General features: G+C 62.7%; 13 protein-coding genes. 4 read left to right on the top strand and 9 right to left on the bottom strand.

What is annotated here, in order from left to right; translation table 11 throughout:
- The first annotated feature begins 222 nt into the window (after positions 1-222).
- Complete coding sequence (locus NKH60_RS29785; protein ID WP_352682713.1) at positions 223-1,407, top strand: amino acid aminotransferase; 1,185 nt, start codon at positions 223-225, stop codon at positions 1,405-1,407.
- 136 nt (positions 1,408-1,543) lie between these two features.
- Positions 1,544-2,368 (top strand): nucleoside triphosphate pyrophosphohydrolase, encoded by an 825-nt coding sequence (mazG, locus tag NKH60_RS29780; protein WP_352471848.1) that lies wholly within the window; start codon positions 1,544-1,546, stop codon positions 2,366-2,368.
- Positions 2,369-2,374: 6 nt separating this feature from the next.
- On the opposite strand, the gene hflX is transcribed toward mazG, so the two are convergent.
- From hflX to dusB, 8 genes are all read right to left on the bottom strand, one after another.
- The gene (hflX, locus tag NKH60_RS29775; RefSeq protein ID WP_352874384.1) at positions 2,375-3,766 is read right to left on the bottom strand and encodes a GTPase HflX; all 1,392 of its coding nucleotides are present in this window, start codon (positions 3,764-3,766) and stop codon (positions 2,375-2,377) included.
- Positions 3,767-4,012 (bottom strand): RNA chaperone Hfq, encoded by a 246-nt coding sequence (gene hfq, locus NKH60_RS29770; protein WP_006202172.1) that lies wholly within the window; start codon positions 4,010-4,012, stop codon positions 3,767-3,769. It lies immediately after the preceding gene.
- A 145-nt stretch (positions 4,013-4,157) separates the two neighbouring features.
- Positions 4,158-5,021 (bottom strand): D-amino-acid transaminase, encoded by an 864-nt coding sequence (locus NKH60_RS29765; RefSeq protein ID WP_352874382.1) that lies wholly within the window; start codon positions 5,019-5,021, stop codon positions 4,158-4,160.
- Between the two features lie 88 nt (positions 5,022-5,109).
- On the bottom strand, positions 5,110-6,471 hold the full coding sequence (gene ntrX, locus NKH60_RS29760; protein ID WP_352874380.1) for a nitrogen assimilation response regulator NtrX: 1,362 nt from the start codon (positions 6,469-6,471) through the stop codon (positions 5,110-5,112).
- A complete protein-coding gene (locus NKH60_RS29755) occupies positions 6,461-8,746 on the bottom strand; it encodes a sensor histidine kinase NtrY-like (RefSeq protein ID WP_352502927.1) in 2,286 nt (761 codons plus the stop codon). The genes ntrX and NKH60_RS29755 overlap by 11 nt, the downstream gene beginning before the upstream one ends.
- Positions 8,747-8,874: 128 nt before the next feature.
- Positions 8,875-10,335: a nitrogen regulation protein NR(I) gene (gene ntrC, locus NKH60_RS29750; protein WP_254817199.1), complete on the bottom strand. Its 1,461-nt coding sequence runs from the start codon at positions 10,333-10,335 to the stop codon at positions 8,875-8,877.
- Complete coding sequence (locus NKH60_RS29745; protein ID WP_023675075.1) at positions 10,332-11,474, bottom strand: two-component system sensor histidine kinase NtrB; 1,143 nt, start codon at positions 11,472-11,474, stop codon at positions 10,332-10,334. The genes ntrC and NKH60_RS29745 overlap by 4 nt, the downstream gene beginning before the upstream one ends.
- On the bottom strand, positions 11,471-12,496 hold the full coding sequence (dusB, locus tag NKH60_RS29740; RefSeq protein WP_352542008.1) for a tRNA dihydrouridine synthase DusB: 1,026 nt from the start codon (positions 12,494-12,496) through the stop codon (positions 11,471-11,473). Before dusB ends, NKH60_RS29745 begins: the two co-directional genes overlap by 4 nt.
- A gap of 181 nt (positions 12,497-12,677) precedes the next feature.
- On the opposite strand from dusB, the gene NKH60_RS29735 reads away from it, so the two are divergent.
- Together NKH60_RS29735 and NKH60_RS29730 are read left to right on the top strand one after the other, a co-directional pair.
- Positions 12,678-13,898 carry a bifunctional 2-C-methyl-D-erythritol 4-phosphate cytidylyltransferase/2-C-methyl-D-erythritol 2,4-cyclodiphosphate synthase gene (locus NKH60_RS29735; protein WP_352682707.1) on the top strand — a complete coding sequence of 407 codons (1,221 nt, stop codon included), beginning with the start codon at positions 12,678-12,680 and terminating at the stop codon, positions 13,896-13,898.
- Positions 13,895-14,404, top strand: coding sequence for a CinA family protein (locus NKH60_RS29730; protein ID WP_352833569.1), 510 nt, complete (start codon positions 13,895-13,897; stop codon positions 14,402-14,404). Before NKH60_RS29735 ends, NKH60_RS29730 begins: the two co-directional genes overlap by 4 nt.
- Here NKH60_RS29730 and NKH60_RS29725 read toward each other — a convergent pair.
- The gene (locus NKH60_RS29725) at positions 14,380-14,841 is read right to left on the bottom strand and encodes a type II toxin-antitoxin system RatA family toxin (RefSeq protein WP_352471840.1); all 462 of its coding nucleotides are present in this window, start codon (positions 14,839-14,841) and stop codon (positions 14,380-14,382) included. The genes NKH60_RS29730 and NKH60_RS29725 overlap by 25 nt on opposite strands.
- Between the last annotated feature and the right edge of the window lie 2 nt (positions 14,842-14,843).

The following is a 14,843-nucleotide window of genomic DNA, read 5'->3' as shown; positions in this document are numbered from 1 at the left end:
GAGAACACCCATGGCTGCCTCCAAAAGACAGCCTTGAATCTGATTTGCTCAGCCTTGGGAATCCCAAGAGTCCACACGACCTAGGAGATATCGGGCCCGCTCTCGCCCGCCAGATAGTATCGGCCGCCTTCGAGGCAAACCGGCGCCGAGTTGGTGCATATGAAACTGCTGGCAAAGCACGGCCGGTTTGCGTATCACTCCGCCGCCAACGGAACCTTATCGATGTTCGAAAATCTCCAGCCCGCGCCTGCCGACAAGATCCTGGCCTTGATCGGCCTCTATCGCGCCGACCCGCGTCCCGACAAGGTCGATCTTGGGGTCGGCGTCTATAAGGATCGCGACGGCAAGACGCCGGTGATGCGCGCGGTGCGCGAAGCCGAAAAGCGGCTGCTGCAGGGCCAGGATACCAAGACCTATCTCGGCCTTGCCGGCGATACCGCCTTCAACGCGGCGATGGCCAGGTTGGTGTTCGGCCCAGCCGCCGACATGACGCGCATTCGTGCGGCGCAGGCGCCAGGCGGCTCCGGCGCGCTGCGGCTGGTAGCAGAGCTGCTGAAAAGGACCCGCACCGACGCGATGGTCTGGCTGTCGGATCCGACATGGCCGAACCACATGCCGGTGATGCGCGCCGCTGGCCTGCAGATACGCGAATATCCCTATTTCGACGCTGCTTCTGGTGCGGTTCGCTTCGACGACATGCTGAATGCATTGAGAACCGCGAATCCTGGCGACGTCGTATTGTTGCATGGCTGCTGCCATAACCCGACAGGCGCCAATCTAGACATCTCGCAATGGGCTGCCATTGCCGATCTTGTCGTTGAGCGCGGCCTGCTGCCCTTTGTCGACATCGCCTATCAGGGCTTTGGCGAGGGACTTGATGCGGATGCCGCCGGCTTGCGCCTTCTGGCGGCAAAAGTTCCGGAAATGGTCGTTGCCTCCAGCTGCTCGAAGAACTTTGCCGTCTATCGCGACCGAGTCGGTGCAGCGCTGATCATGGCGAAAGGTGGCGCGCAGGCGGATTTGGCGATGGGCCAGATGCTGTCGGCGGCGCGCGCCATGTATTCGATGCCGCCGGACCACGGCGCGGCGGCGGTGCGCATCGTGCTTGAAGACCCCGCATTGCGTTCCGACTGGGAGGCAGAGCTTGAAGAGATGCGGCTGCGCATGCTGCGGCTGCGCGTCCAGTTCGCCGAGGCGCTGCGGCGGCAGTCCAACTCCGACCGTTTCGATTTCGTCGCCAGCCATCGCGGCATGTTTTCCCGGCTTGGCCTGTCGGAGGCGCAAGTCGAGCGGCTGCGCGCCGAGCATGCCATCTATATGGTCGGCGACAGCCGCATCAACGTTGCCGGCCTGCCCGAGGACGGCATGGATGCGCTCGCCAAGGCGATAGTCTCCGTGCTCGACTGATGCTTTTGCTAACTAGGATCTTCCGGAAACCGGCTTCCACTTTCGTATCATGGTCTGGCGGCCCGTCTGTGGACAAGGCGCCCTCACCGGCTGAAGCCGTTGGCCGCACAGCCGTGTACAGGATAGCGTTTCCCAGATGAAACCCTCGAAAGACATTTCCCGACTGATCGAGATCATGGCAGCGCTGCGGGCGCCGGAAACCGGCTGCCCGTGGGATATCGAGCAGGACTTTTCGACAATCGCGCCGTACACGATCGAGGAAGCCTACGAAGTGGCGGACGCCATTGCGCGTGGCGATCTGGACGATCTGCGGGATGAACTCGGCGATCTCCTGCTGCAAGTGGTCTACCACGCGCAAATGGCCGAGGAGGCCGGCGAATTTTCATTCGGCGATGTGGTCCTGGCCATCACCACAAAAATGATCCGCCGCCACCCCCATGTCTTCGGCGACGACAAGGCGCGCAGCGCCGGCATGGCCAAGGGCATGTGGGAAAAGATCAAGGCAGAGGAAAAGGCGGAGAAGCGCAGTGCGCGCCTCGCCCGTGGGCTCGACCCGGAAGACCATGGCAAGGGCTTTCTCGACAGCGTGCCGGTCGCCCTGCCCGCGCTGACCCGGGCGCTCAAGCTGCAGGAAAAGGCCGCCCGCGTCGGCTTCGACTGGAGCGAGGCGGCGCCGATCCTCGACAAGATCGAGGAGGAGATCGGCGAACTACGCGAGGCGCTGGCCAAAGGCGACACTGCGCCGATCAAGGACGAGTTCGGCGACATGCTGTTTGCGGTCGTCAATCTCGGCCGGCACCTCAAAATTGATTCCGAAGCGGCACTCAGCGGCACCAACGAAAAATTCCGGTCGCGCTTCCACTATGTCGAGCGGACGCTGCAAGCGTCGGGAAACAGCCTGGAAGAGGCGACACTGGACGAGATGGAAGCGCTCTGGCAGCAGGCAAAAAGCGCGAAGTAACCGCCTCTACCCGTTGTTTTGACGGCGCAATCGGCTTTCGATCTCCTGCCGAGCGCTGTGTGTAGCTTTAAGCGCGACGGTTACGCTGCCATCCTCATTGTCGTCGCGCGAGATGATGTCGCCGTTGCGGTAAAGCCAGTCGACGACGCCGAGTTGGTCGGGCTTGAGTGTGACGGTGAAGGTCTCCAGTTCGCCCGACATCATCGTCTCGATGATCGCCTTCAGCGCATCGATGCCCTCGCCGGTTACCGCCGATATGGCGATCGGCGGTGCCTTCTTGCCGTCAGCACCATCGGCAAGCAGCCGCGCCCGGTTGCCCTCGTCGAGCCGGTCGATCTTGTTCCATACTTCGATGACGCGCTTGCTATCGCGGGCATCGACGCCGAGATCGGCAAGGATGCGCTCGACGTCTTCGGCCTGCGCGGCCGTATCGGGATCGGAGATGTCGCGCAGATGAATGACCAGGTCTGCCTCGACCACTTCCTCCAGCGTCGCCCTGAAGGCCGCGACCAGATGCGTTGGCAGGTCGGAAATGAAGCCGACCGTATCGGAAAGGATGATCGGCGTGCCGTGCGGCAGACGCACGCGGCGCAGCGTCGGGTCGAGCGTGGCAAACAGCATGTCTTCGGCCAGCACCCCTGCTCCGGTCAGCCGGTTGAACAGAGTCGACTTGCCGGCATTGGTGTAGCCGACGATCGCCACTACCGGAAATGGCACCTTCTTGCGCTTGGCGCGGTGCAGGTCGCGGGTGCGGCGCACAGTTTCGAGCTCGTGCTTCAGCTTGGTGATCTTGTCCTGCAGCACACGCCGATCCGACTCGATCTGGGTCTCGCCAGGGCCGCCGAGAAAGCCGGCGCCGCCACGCTGGCGCTCGAGGTGGGTCCAGCTCCGCACAAGGCGGCCTTTCTGGTAGTTGAGATGGGCAAGATCGACCTGCAGCGTGCCTTCCTTGGTGCGGGCGCGCTCGCCGAAAATCTCCAGGATCAGCCCGGTGCGGTCGAGCACCTTGGCGTTCAACTCTTTTTCGAGGTTGCGCTGCTGTACCGGGGTCAGCGGATGATCGACAATGACCACTTCCGCGTGGCCCTCTTTGACGATCTCAGCGAACTCCGCCACCTTGCCGCTGCCGAGCAAGGTCGCCGGGCGTGGATCGTTGACGGTCACCACCGCCGTGTGGACCAGGTCGAGGTCGATGGCGCTGGCGAGGCCGACGGCCTCGTCGCGACGAGCCTCGGCGGAACGGGTCAGGCGGGGGCGGTTGGTGTCGTCGTCGCCACGCGGCTGCCGGGTAAGCACCGGCACGATTACCACCGTCCGGGTCGGGCCGTTGGCCTCTGTCCCGGTCTGATGTGCTGGTTTTCCGCGAACGCGGCGGTCCGCGTCTTTCTCACGTGCCAATCAGGCGCCCTGGCTTTCCTCACCATCGAACATCTGAACCGGCTGGCTCGGCATGATCGTGGAAATAGCGTGCTTGTAGACAAGCTGGGAATGGCCGTCGCGACGCAGCAGAACGCAGAAATTGTCGAACGAAGTGACCACGCCGGTCAGCTTCACGCCGTTGATGAGAAAGATGGTGAGTGGATTTTTGCTCTTGCGAACTGAATTCAGGAACAGGTCCTGAAGATTTTGCGATCGTTCCGCCATTGTTCTTGTCTTTCGCCGATCCCCTTCGGTTTGCAGGCCAATGCGCCAAATTAGCCGGCACATGTCAAGCACGCAAACACCATCTTGCCGTCAGTAACGACAAGCAGAACGAGATATATTGATGTTCATTCCATCTGTGCGGTTATCAGGCTGGACTTTTTTCCGCAACGTCAAAAAAGGCCTGCCGTAATGAAACTGTTATCGAGCCCGGGTGGCCGTTGGCGACGGGAGCGCCATCGATCGCCACCACCGGCATGGCAATCGTGGTCGCGGAGCTGATGAAAACCTCGCGCGCGGCCTTGGCTTCGGCCACCGAAAAACCGCGCTCCTCGATCGTCAGGCCGAGCTTGGCGGCCACGTCGAACAGCGTCGTACGGGTGATGCCGCGCAGGATGCCGTGCTCGGCCGGCCGCGTCACCAGCACGCCATCCCCGGTGATGATCCAGGCGTTCGACGATCCACCTTCCTTGACGGTGCCGTCGACATCGACGAACCAGGCCTCCTGAGCGCCGGCTTCCTTGGCTTTCTGCTTGGCCAGCACGTTCGGCAGCAGGCCGACCGACTTGATATCGACCCGATCCCACCGGTTCTCCGGCACTGTGATAACCCGGATCCCGCTCTCGGCCCGCTTCGCGGCAGCTGCAGGATCGGCTTTTTTGGCAGTCACCACCAGCGACGGCTTCGTGCCCGCTGGCGGGAAGAAAAACTCGCGGCTGGCGACACCGCGTGTCACCTGGACATAGACCAGGCCGTCAACGACACGGTTGCGGCGCACCACCTCGCGCATGACGAGCGGCAGCACGCCGCGCGTGATCGGCCAATCGATCGAGAGTTCGGCAAGTGAGCGGTTCAATCGGGCGAGATGGCGGGGCATGTCGACGATGAAGCCTCGTGCCACCTCGCAGACCTCGTAGACGCCGTCGGCGAATTGATAGCCACGGTCCTCGATATGCACGGAAGCTTCGGCGTGAGCGACGTAGCGCCCGTTCACATACGCAATGCGCGGCATGGCTAACCCCTGAAAGAAGTCCAGCTTTCTTATGCGATTCCAAGACCGCCGTAACCGATAATTGCGTGGGCCACGACTGGTTTGGCTGTCAGACGCCCAGCGACTTCAGCTTGCGGTGCAATGCAGAGCGTTCCATGCCGATAAACTCTGCCGTCTTCGAGATATTGCCGCCAAAACGGTTGATCTGGGCGATCAGATAGTCCTTCTCGAATTGTTCGCGCGCTTCCCGCAGCGGCAGCGCCATTATGTGCTGATCGGATTTGTTTGGAGTGCGCGGCATGACGTCGCCGATCTCGGCAGGCAGGAGATCGGCGGTGATCGGCGCATCGACATCTTCGCCGCGCGCCAGGATCATCAGCCGCTCGACATTGTTGCGCAACTGGCGAACGTTGCCCGGCCAGTTATGCGCCTGCAGCACCGCCAGCGCGTCGTCGCCGATGCGGCGCGGCTTGATGCCGGCCTGGCGAGCGATCTGCTTCATGAAATTGTCGACCAGATAAGGAATGTCCTCGCGACGCTCGGCCAGTCCCGGCACCATGACCGGAACCACGGCCAGGCGATGATAAAGGTCCTCACGGAAACGGCCGTCGGCGATCATGGCTTCCAGGTTCTGCGAGGTCGACGAGACGATGCGCACGTCGACCTTGACCCGCTTGGTGCCCCCTACCCGCTCGAACTGCTGTTCGACCAGCACGCGCAGGATCTTGTTTTGCGTCTCGCGCGGCATGTCGGCCACTTCATCGATGTAGAGAATGCCGCGATGGGCTTCCTCCAGCGCGCCGACCTTGCGTTCGACGCCGTTCGATTCGGTGCCGAACAACTCGATCTCCATACGCTCAGGCGTGATGTTGGCGGCGCTCAGCGTCACAAACGGTGCACTCTTGCGCGCCGACAGTGCGTGGATGGCGCGCGCCGCCAGTTCTTTGCCCGAGCCGGAGGGGCCGATAATCATGACGCGGCTGTTGGTCGGCGCGACGCGCTCGATGGTCTGGCGCAATTGGCTCATTGCCGACGACATGCCGATGAGGTCGAAAGTCTCGCCGCTGCGCAGCTTGAGATCCGAAACCTCGCGTCTCAATTTGGAGGTTTCGAGCGCCCGTTCGGCAATGAGGATCAGCCTGTCGGCCTTGAATGGCTTTTCGATGAAATCATAGGCGCCGCGGCGGATGGCCGAGACTGCCGTTTCGATGTTGCCGTGGCCCGAGATCATCACCACCGGCAGGTTCGGGTGCATCGTCTTGATCTCGTCCAGCAAGGCGAGGCCATCGAGCCGCGAGCCCTGCAGCCAGATGTCGAGGAAGATCAGCCTGGGTGCCCGGTCGGCGACCGCCGCCAGCGCGCTGTCGGCATCAAACGCCGTGCGTGTTTCGTGACCTTCGTCGCTCAGGATACCGGCGACGAGTTCGCGGATGTCTTCCTCGTCATCGACGATGAGAATATCAGACGCCATTACCGACCTTTTCAGTTTCTTTTTCGTGTTCCGTCTTGCCCTCGCCGCGTACCGGAACGGTGGCGGCAACCGGCAGGATGATGCTGATCATTGCACCCCGCCCATCGTGGAAGTCCGCTGGTGCATCGTGCAATTCGAGTCGCCCGCCATGGTCCTCCACGATCTTCTTGACGATAGCGAGGCCAAGCCCGGTGCCTTTCTCGCGTGTCGTCATGTAAGGCTCGAGCAAGCGCTGCCGGTTTTCGCGCGGCAAGCCCCTGCCGTTGTCGATGACGTCGATTCGAATCGCGCCATTCTGACGCCCGGCTTGAATCCGGATTATGCCGTGCGGACGATCCTCTGCATCAAGTCCGTCGATGGCCTCGGCAGCATTCTTGATGACGTTGCCGAAAGCCTGCGCCATCAGCCGGCTGTCGAACGTGCCTTTGAGCGGCTCATTGCCGAAGACGCGCTCGAAGGTGATGTCGGCCCGGCTCACTTCGACCAGGAACGAGGCCTCGCGCAACGAATCGCGCAGATCGATGGCCTTCATTTCCGGTTTCGGCATGCGGGCGAACGCCGAGAACTCGTCGACCATGCGGCCGATGTCCTCCACTTGCCGGATGATGGTGTCGGTGCATTGATCGAAAACCTCACGGTCCTCGGTGATGACCTTGCCGTAACGGCGCTTGATGCGCTCGGCCGAAAGCTGGATCGGCGTCAGCGGGTTCTTGATCTCGTGGGCGATGCGCCGCGCCACGTCGGCCCATGCAGAGGAACGCTGTGCCTGGACCAAATCGGTAATGTCGTCGACTGTCACGACGTAGGATTTATCCTCCGAACCGTCGTCGCCGGCTTCAATCGTGATCTGCACGTTGAAGGTCCGTTCGGTGCCGGCACGATAGAAGGTGACCTGTTCGCGATAGACCGGCTTGCCCGACTTGCGGCCGATCTCGAAGACGCGGCCGACATGCGGCAGCACGGCCGAAAGGTTCTGCCCAAGCGCTGCCGTGGCGGATATGGCCAGCATCGTTTCCGCCGAACGGTTGACGATGGTGACGATGCCATATGGATCGACGCCGATGACCCCGGCGGTGACGCCGGCAAGCACCGCCTCCGAAAAGCGCCGCCGCTCGTCGATCAAATCCTTGGCCGACAGGATCTCGTTGCGCTGCGATTTCAGCTCCATCAGCATTTTGTTGAAGGTGTCGCCGAGCGAGGCGACGTCACCGTCGGAGGGGCGGACAGGCACGGCCACGTCGAGATTGCCGGTAGCGACCTCGTCGGCCGCGCCGATGAGCTGACGAATCGGCCGCACCAGGCGGTCGGCCACCGCAATGCCGGTCCAGATGGCGGACAGGATGATGATCAGCGTCAGCGACAGATAGGGAAGCGCGAAAGCCACTTGCGAGGTGCGGCGATTGTCTTCGAGACCGCGATATTCGGCGGTGTTGGATTTGACGATCTGCCGTGCCTTGATCACCTCGGGATCGACGAGGCGGATGGTGTAGAGATAGAGCCCGTCGATCTCGCGCAGCTTGACGATCGCACCCATGATGTTGCGGGTGCGCGGCTCTATCAGCACCGGCTTGCCGTCGGCAGCGCTTGCCACGGCGCCCTCAGGCGGCTCCGGCATGGCAAAGTCCGCGTCGGTCTTGGCGCTCATAACGAAGGAACCATCGGGCTTGATGAGTGCTGCGTGCGCCAGCGAGCGTCCCACCGCCTCCTTGTTCATGAGATCGAGGAACCCGGTGCGATCGAGACCGTAGAGCGTGCGCGAAGCGTCGAGGTCGTAAGCCATCGACAACGTCGTGCCCTGAAGATTTCGCGCGTTTTCCTGCACATAGGCGTCGGCGATCGACAACGACGAATTGACGATCGTCTTGGTGCGGATCTCGAACCAGCGGTCGAGGCCGATGTCGAGCGTGATCGACGCGATGATCGCCACCATGATCGCGGGGATGGCGGCGACCAGCGCAAACATCGCCACAATGCGCACATGCAGGCGCGACGCAGCCTTGCCGTGCCGGCGTGCCATCAGGATGCGATGCACCTCGCGGCCGACCAGCAAGATCAGAAACAGGACGAACGCCGCATTAAGCGCAATCAGCGCCAGCGTCGTCCTCGCGTCGGGCGTGATCGGCGTCGCGCCGACCAGAATGGCGAAGGAGATCGCCGCCGTCACCAGCGCACCGGCAACGGCGATCACGCCCGGCAGCGCAAGCAGCCGGCGACCGTCTCGCGCGCCGGTATTGCTGAAAAGCGATTTGCTCAGTGTCGGTGCGTGCAGGGCCATGTCGCCGTCTAGAGCCAGTGATTGCGTCGGATGTATGCAACGCATTGTGGCGATTATGCAACAAGTGTGGCCGAGACGGAAATCTTTCGGCAATCGATCCCCTGGAAAGCGCTCTTAAAGGGATTCGTCTAGACCTGCCTGGACGACTTGTAGACGTTGACGCCGAGTTCGCGAATCTTCTTGCGCAGCGTGTTCCGGTTGAGGCCCAGCAATTCCGCAGCCTTGATCTGGTTACCGCGCGTTGCGGTCATCGAGGCGAGGACCAGCGGATATTCGACCTCGGAGAGGATTCGCTGATAGAGCCCGGCCGGGGGCAAGTCGCCGGCAAACGAGGCAAAATAGCGTTGCAGGAAATGCTCCACCGCCTGGCCGATGGAAAGGTCGTCGGGAATGAGGTTGCCGCCACCTGGAACGACAGGCCTTTCGCCGGTCTTCAACTCCGCCTCGATGATCTCCGCGGAGATCTCGTCCTGCGAATACAGTGCGGCCAGCCTGCGGATGAGATTTTCGAGTTCGCGCACATTACCCGGCCATGGGTAGCGCTTCATCAGCTCGATGCCGCCGGTGGAAATGCGCTTGGTCTGCAAGCCTTCACTGACGCCGAGCTTGAAGAAGTGGCGGACGAGGTCCGGAATGTCCTCCGAGCGCTCGCGCAGCGCCGGCAGCCTGAGCGGCACAACGTTCAAACGGTAGAACAGGTCCTCGCGGAAAAGCCCCTGATTGATCAGTGTGCGCAGGTCCTTGTTGGTGGCAGCGACGATGCGCACGTCGGTCTTGATCGGCGTGCGGCCGCCGACCGTGGTGTATTCGCCCTGCTGCAGCACACGCAGCAGCCGCGTTTGCGCTTCCATCGGCATATCACCGATCTCGTCGAGGAAGAGCGTGCCGCCTTCGGCCTGCTCGAAACGGCCGGTGGAGCGGTTCTGCGCGCCGGTAAAGGCGCCCTTCTCGTGCCCGAATAGTTCCGATTCGATCAGGTCGCGCGGGATCGCCGCCATGTTGATGGCGACGAAGGGACCGCCTCGGCGGCGGCCGTATTCATGCAGCGCGCGCGCCACCAGTTCCTTGCCGGTACCCGACTCTCCGCTGATCATGACCGTCAGGTCGGTCTGCATCATGCGCGCCAGCATGCGGTAGATATCCTGCATGGCCGCCGAGCGGCCGACCAGCGGCATCGTTTCCGGCGGCTCGTCGGCCCGCGTATCGATCTTCGGCCGCCGCGGCTCGGAAAGAGCGCGGTTGACGATGTTGAGCAACTCGGTCAGGTCGAACGGTTTCGGCAGATACTCGTAGGCCCCGGTTTCGGAGGCACGAATTGCTGTCATGAACGTGTTCTGCGCACTCATGACGATGACCGGCAGTTCCGGTCGCGCCTTCTTGATGCGCGGTAGCATGTCGAAGGCGTTCTCGTCGGGCATGACAACGTCGGTGATGACCAGATCGCCCTCGCCCGCCGCCACCCAGCGCCACAGCGTCGAGGCATTGGAGGTGACGCGCACGTCGTGACCGACGCGCGAAAGCGCCTGGTTGAGGACTGTGCGGATGGCCGCATCGTCGTCAGCGACGAGAATATTGCCGCGAACGGTCATTTGCGGTCTCCTTCACCGTCGTCGTCGGTGCCAAACTGGGTTTCTTTCCATGCCGGCATCAGGATACGGAAGGTGGTCCCGCGCGGCGTCGATTCGCATTCAATGATGCCGCCATGCTCGCCGACGATCTTTGCGACCAGCGCCAGACCGAGACCGGAGCCGTTCGGCTTGGTGGTGATGAAGGGATCGAACAGGATCGGCAGGATATCTTCGGAGACACCCGAACCGTTGTCACGCACGCAGAATTCCAATGGCAGCGACACGCGGTCCTGCGTTCCGGGCACAGAAACGCGAATGCCCGGGCGGAAGGCGGTCGACAGCATGATCTCGCCCTGTGGATCGCTGCCGATCGCCTCGGCGGCATTTTTTACCAGATTGAGGAAGACCTGGATGAGCTGGTCGCGATTGGCAAAAACCGGAGGCAATGATGGATCATAATCCTCCAATATCTTGATCCGCTTGGCAAAACCGTTCTTGGCGATTGCCTTGACATGGTCGAGCACGACATGGATGTTGACGGGGTAGCGGTCGATCGGCCGCTCGTCCGAAAACACCTCCATGCGGTCGACCAGCGAGACAATGCGATCGGTCTCGTCGGTGATCAGCCTGGTCAGTGCGCGATCCTCGTCGGACGCCGACAGTTCAAGCAGCTGCGCGGCACCACGAATGCCGGACAGCGGGTTCTTGATCTCATGGGCAAGCATCGCGGCAAGGCCGGTGACCGAGCGCGCCGCACCGCGATGCGTCATCTGCCGGTCGATCTTGTCGGCCATTGAGCGTTCCTGGAACATTACCACGACGGAGCCTGGAAATTCCGTCACAGGCGCGACGTAGAGATCGACCACCTTCTCGATGCCGAGCCGCGGCGACGACACGTCCACCCGGTATTCGTTGACTGGCGCCCGGCGCTCGCGCACCTGGTCGACAAGCGTCAGCAGCGGGCTGCCGAAAGGAATGAGCTTGTGCAGCGTGTTGCGGGCGAGCATCGTGGCGCTCGAACGGAAAAAATCCTCGGCATCGGCATTGGCGAAGGTGATGAAGCCTTGCGGATCGACCATGATCACCGGCCGACGAATGGTGTTGAGCACAATATGCGCGGCGTCCGCCATATCCGTGCTCTGTGTGACGGTGGCGTTCATGCCGCACTCCGCAGGTTCGCTGCTTCGGGAGCGCTTGAAAATACGTCGCGCAGCAAGGAAATGACGCGCCCAGGCTCGAAAGACGTGAGTATGGCCTTGCGCCGGTCGTCGCTTGTGGCGGCGTGGCGGTCGAGATACCAGCCGAGATGCTTGCGCGCCTGGCGCAATCCGCTTTCCACGCCATAGAGCGTCAGCATGTCTTCGTAATGGGCAATGACGTAATCGGTCAGCGCTTGCGGGCTTTCCGGCATGCCGGATACCGGCTCGGCCAGCGCGGCCGCTACAATGCTGCCGGCGGTCCACGGCGCGCCATAGTGCGCACGGCCGATCATCACCGCGTCGGCGCCGGATTGGTCAAGGATCGACGCAGCCTCTGCCGGCGAGCCGACATCGCCATTGGCAACCACAGGGATCGAGACGGCCTGCTTGACGCGTGCGATGGCACGCCAGTCGGCCGTGCCCTGATAGAACTGGCAACGTGTGCGGCCATGCACCGTCACCATCATCACCCCGGCCTGCTCGGCGCGTCGCGCCAGCATCGGCGCGTTGAGCGCGCCTTCGTCCCAGCCGAGCCGCATTTTGACCGTGACCGGCACGTCGACCGCGCCGACTACCGCTTCGATCAGCGACAGCGCGTGGTCGAGATCTCGCATCAGTGCCGAACCGGCATAGCCGCCCGTCACCTTTTTGGCCGGACAGCCCATGTTGATGTCGACGATGTCGGCGCCTTCGCCGGCTGCGATTCGCGCGCCCTCGGCCATGTGCGCCGCCTCACGGCCGGCAAGCTGGACCATGTGGACAGGCAGCCCGGAATGACGGATGCGCAGGCCGGAACCAGCCCTGCCCTTTGCAAGCTCGCCGCTCGCCACCATTTCCGATACGACTAGCCCGGCGCCATGCGCATGGGCGCGTTGCCGGAACGGTTCGTCGGTGATGCCCGACATGGGCGCGAGAAATACGCGATTGCGGATTCTCACGCCACCCACATCCAGCGGCGAAGCCAATTTGGTCACATCAGGCATGCACAAAAACCAAGCACCTTCGGTTGCTGCACATTCTCTAGCCAGAACGGCGGCAATGTGCAACGCGCAATGTCGTGACATTAAGGCGCATTTGGGAAAAATACGGATCGCCGAACCGCATCAATCCTGGGTCTTCCAAAAGCGATACCACTTTTCGGGATCATGCGTTAAGCGTCTCGGCATGAGAGATGCGAGCGAAAAGCAAGCTGCGGACGACAAGGTCGCCGTGGTCATCGTTGCTGCCGGCCGCGGCGCGCGCGCCGGACAGGCCAAGGGGCCGAAGCAGTACCAGCAAATCGGCGGCGGCGCCGTTATCGCACGCACGCTCGGCGCCTTTCTGACGCATCCGAAGATTGGACCTGTCGTCGTTGCTATCCATGCCGACGACGGCGCGCTTTTCCGCCGTGCGGCCGGTGCGAACGCCGACCGTGTCGTCGCGGTGACCGGCGGTACGTCACGGCAGGAGTCCGTCCGCCTTGGACTGCTGGCGTTGAGAAGCAATGCGCCGGGCCGGGTCTTGATCCATGATGCGGCCCGGCCGTTTGTCGATGCGGAACTGATAGACCGCACGATCGCCGCCATTGGCGAGCGCCAGGGGGCACTGCCTGCCTTGCCGGTTGCCGATACGCTCAAGCGCGAAACGGCCGAAGGCATGATCGGCGAAACCGTGTCCAGGGCCGGGCTTCATGCCGCACAGACACCGCAAGGCTTTCCGTTCTGGCCGATCCTGGCTGCGCACGAAAAGGCTCATCATCTGGGCAAAGCGGATTTCACCGACGATGCGGCAATCGCCGAATGGGCGCATATTCCGGTGAAGATCGTTCCCGGCTCGCCGGACAACGTCAAACTGACCTGGGCACGGGATATTGCAATGGCGGATCAGCGGCTTTCCAGCGCCCCGCGTTTTCCCGACATCCGAACCGGCAATGGCTATGACGTCCATGCGTTCGTGCCCGGCGACCATGTCACCCTGTGCGGCGTCGCCATTCCACACGATAGGAAGTTGTCCGGCCATTCGGATGCCGATGTCGGTCTCCACGCCTTGACCGACGCCCTGCTCGCCACCTGCGGCGCCGGTGACATCGGCACGCATTTCCCGCCCTCCGACCCGCAGTGGAAAGGGGCCGCTTCACGCATCTTCGTCGAACACGCGGTGAGGCTGGTGCGCGCGCGCGGCGGACGCATCGCCAACGCCGATATCACCCTGATCTGCGAGGCGCCGCGCGTCGGCCCGCATCGCGAGGCCATGACCGAAGCGCTTTCGGCAATGCTGCGAATTTCGCGCGATCGCATCTCGATCAAGGCGACAACCAATGAGAAGCTCGGCTTCGTCGGCCGTGAGGAAGGCATAGCGGCCATCGCGACTGCCAGCGTTGTGTTTCCAGGGGATGTCCCTGAATGAGCAATAGCGGTCTCGCAGATGCCCTGCTTAAGGCCTGCCAGCAGCGCGGCATGATGCTGGCGACGGCGGAGAGCTGCACCGGCGGCATGATCATCGCCGCGCTGACCGACATCGCCGGCTCTTCCGCGGTGGTCGATCGCGGCTTCATCACCTATTCCAACCAGGCCAAGACCGAGATGCTCGGCGTCTCGGCCGCTACGCTCGAGGCGCACGGCGCGGTCTCGCGCGAGACTGCGGTGGAGATGGCGGCCGGAGCCTTGGCGCATTCGCCGGCCGGGCTCGCCCTGGCGGTGACCGGCATCGCCGGTCCGGACGGCGGCTCGGCGGAAAAACCTGTCGGCCTGGTCTGGTTCGGCGTTGCCGTGGCTGGCCGGCCGGTAGTCAGCGAATGCCAGCTGTTCGCCGACAAGGGCCGCGATTACATCCGCAGGGAGACGGTCCGTCATGCGCTTGAACTGGGTCTGCGCGCGCTCGCTGCGGATCAGGCCGTCGATGGCGCGCCGTAGATGATTTCGGCCCGTTTCTCGAACGCCTCGGAGAACATGCGGAAGGCGCGGTCGAACATGGTTCCCATCAACGCACCCAAAATGCGGCTCTTGAACTCGTAGTCGATAAAGAAGCAGACGTTGCAACCAGCGCCGTCCGCCGGGTCGAAGCGCCAGACATTGCTCAGATATTTGAAAGGGCCGTCGATGTATTTGACATCTATGGCGTTCTCGTCCGGCTTCAGCAGCACCTGCGTGGTAAAGGTCTCGCGGATCGCCTTGTAGCCGATGCTCATGTCGGCGATGAGCAAGGTGCGCCCGTCGCGTTCCTTGCGTGAGCGAACCGTCAGTGCCTCGCAAAGCGGCAGGAATTGCGGATAGGATTCGACATCGGCGACCAGAGCGAACATCTGCTCCGGCGTATGCGCAACGCGGCGATGGGCTTCGAATTGTGGCATAA

This window comes from Mesorhizobium sp. M1006, assembly GCF_040318825.1.
Taxonomy (GTDB): Bacteria; Pseudomonadota; Alphaproteobacteria; order Rhizobiales; family Rhizobiaceae; genus Mesorhizobium.
Note: the sequence above shows the minus strand (reverse complement) of the source record. Positions and strands in the feature narration are given on the sequence as shown.

Bases quoted from the DNA above. Each gene is read 5' to 3' on its own strand.
- hfq (WP_006202172.1), bottom strand. From the start codon at position 4,012: ATGGCGGAACGATCGCAAAATCTTCAGGACCTGTTCCTGAATTCAGTT.
- NKH60_RS29785 (WP_352682713.1), top strand. From the start codon at position 223: ATGTTCGAAAATCTCCAGCCCGCGCCTGCCGACAAGATCCTGGCCTTG.
- NKH60_RS29730 (WP_352833569.1), top strand. From the start codon at position 13,895: ATGAGCAATAGCGGTCTCGCAGATGCCCTGCTTAAGGCCTGCCAGCAG.
- NKH60_RS29745 (WP_023675075.1), bottom strand. From the start codon at position 11,474: ATGAACGCCACCGTCACACAGAGCACGGATATGGCGGACGCCGCGCAT.
- mazG (WP_352471848.1), top strand. From the start codon at position 1,544: ATGAAACCCTCGAAAGACATTTCCCGACTGATCGAGATCATGGCAGCG.
- dusB (WP_352542008.1), bottom strand. From the start codon at position 12,496: ATGCCTGATGTGACCAAATTGGCTTCGCCGCTGGATGTGGGTGGCGTG.
- ntrC (WP_254817199.1), bottom strand. From the start codon at position 10,335: ATGACCGTTCGCGGCAATATTCTCGTCGCTGACGACGATGCGGCCATC.
- ntrX (WP_352874380.1), bottom strand. From the start codon at position 6,471: ATGGCGTCTGATATTCTCATCGTCGATGACGAGGAAGACATCCGCGAA.
- NKH60_RS29755 (WP_352502927.1), bottom strand. From the start codon at position 8,746: ATGGCCCTGCACGCACCGACACTGAGCAAATCGCTTTTCAGCAATACC.
- NKH60_RS29765 (WP_352874382.1), bottom strand. From the start codon at position 5,021: ATGCCGCGCATTGCGTATGTGAACGGGCGCTACGTCGCTCACGCCGAA.
- NKH60_RS29735 (WP_352682707.1), top strand. From the start codon at position 12,678: ATGAGAGATGCGAGCGAAAAGCAAGCTGCGGACGACAAGGTCGCCGTG.
- NKH60_RS29725 (WP_352471840.1), bottom strand. From the start codon at position 14,841: ATGCCACAATTCGAAGCCCATCGCCGCGTTGCGCATACGCCGGAGCAG.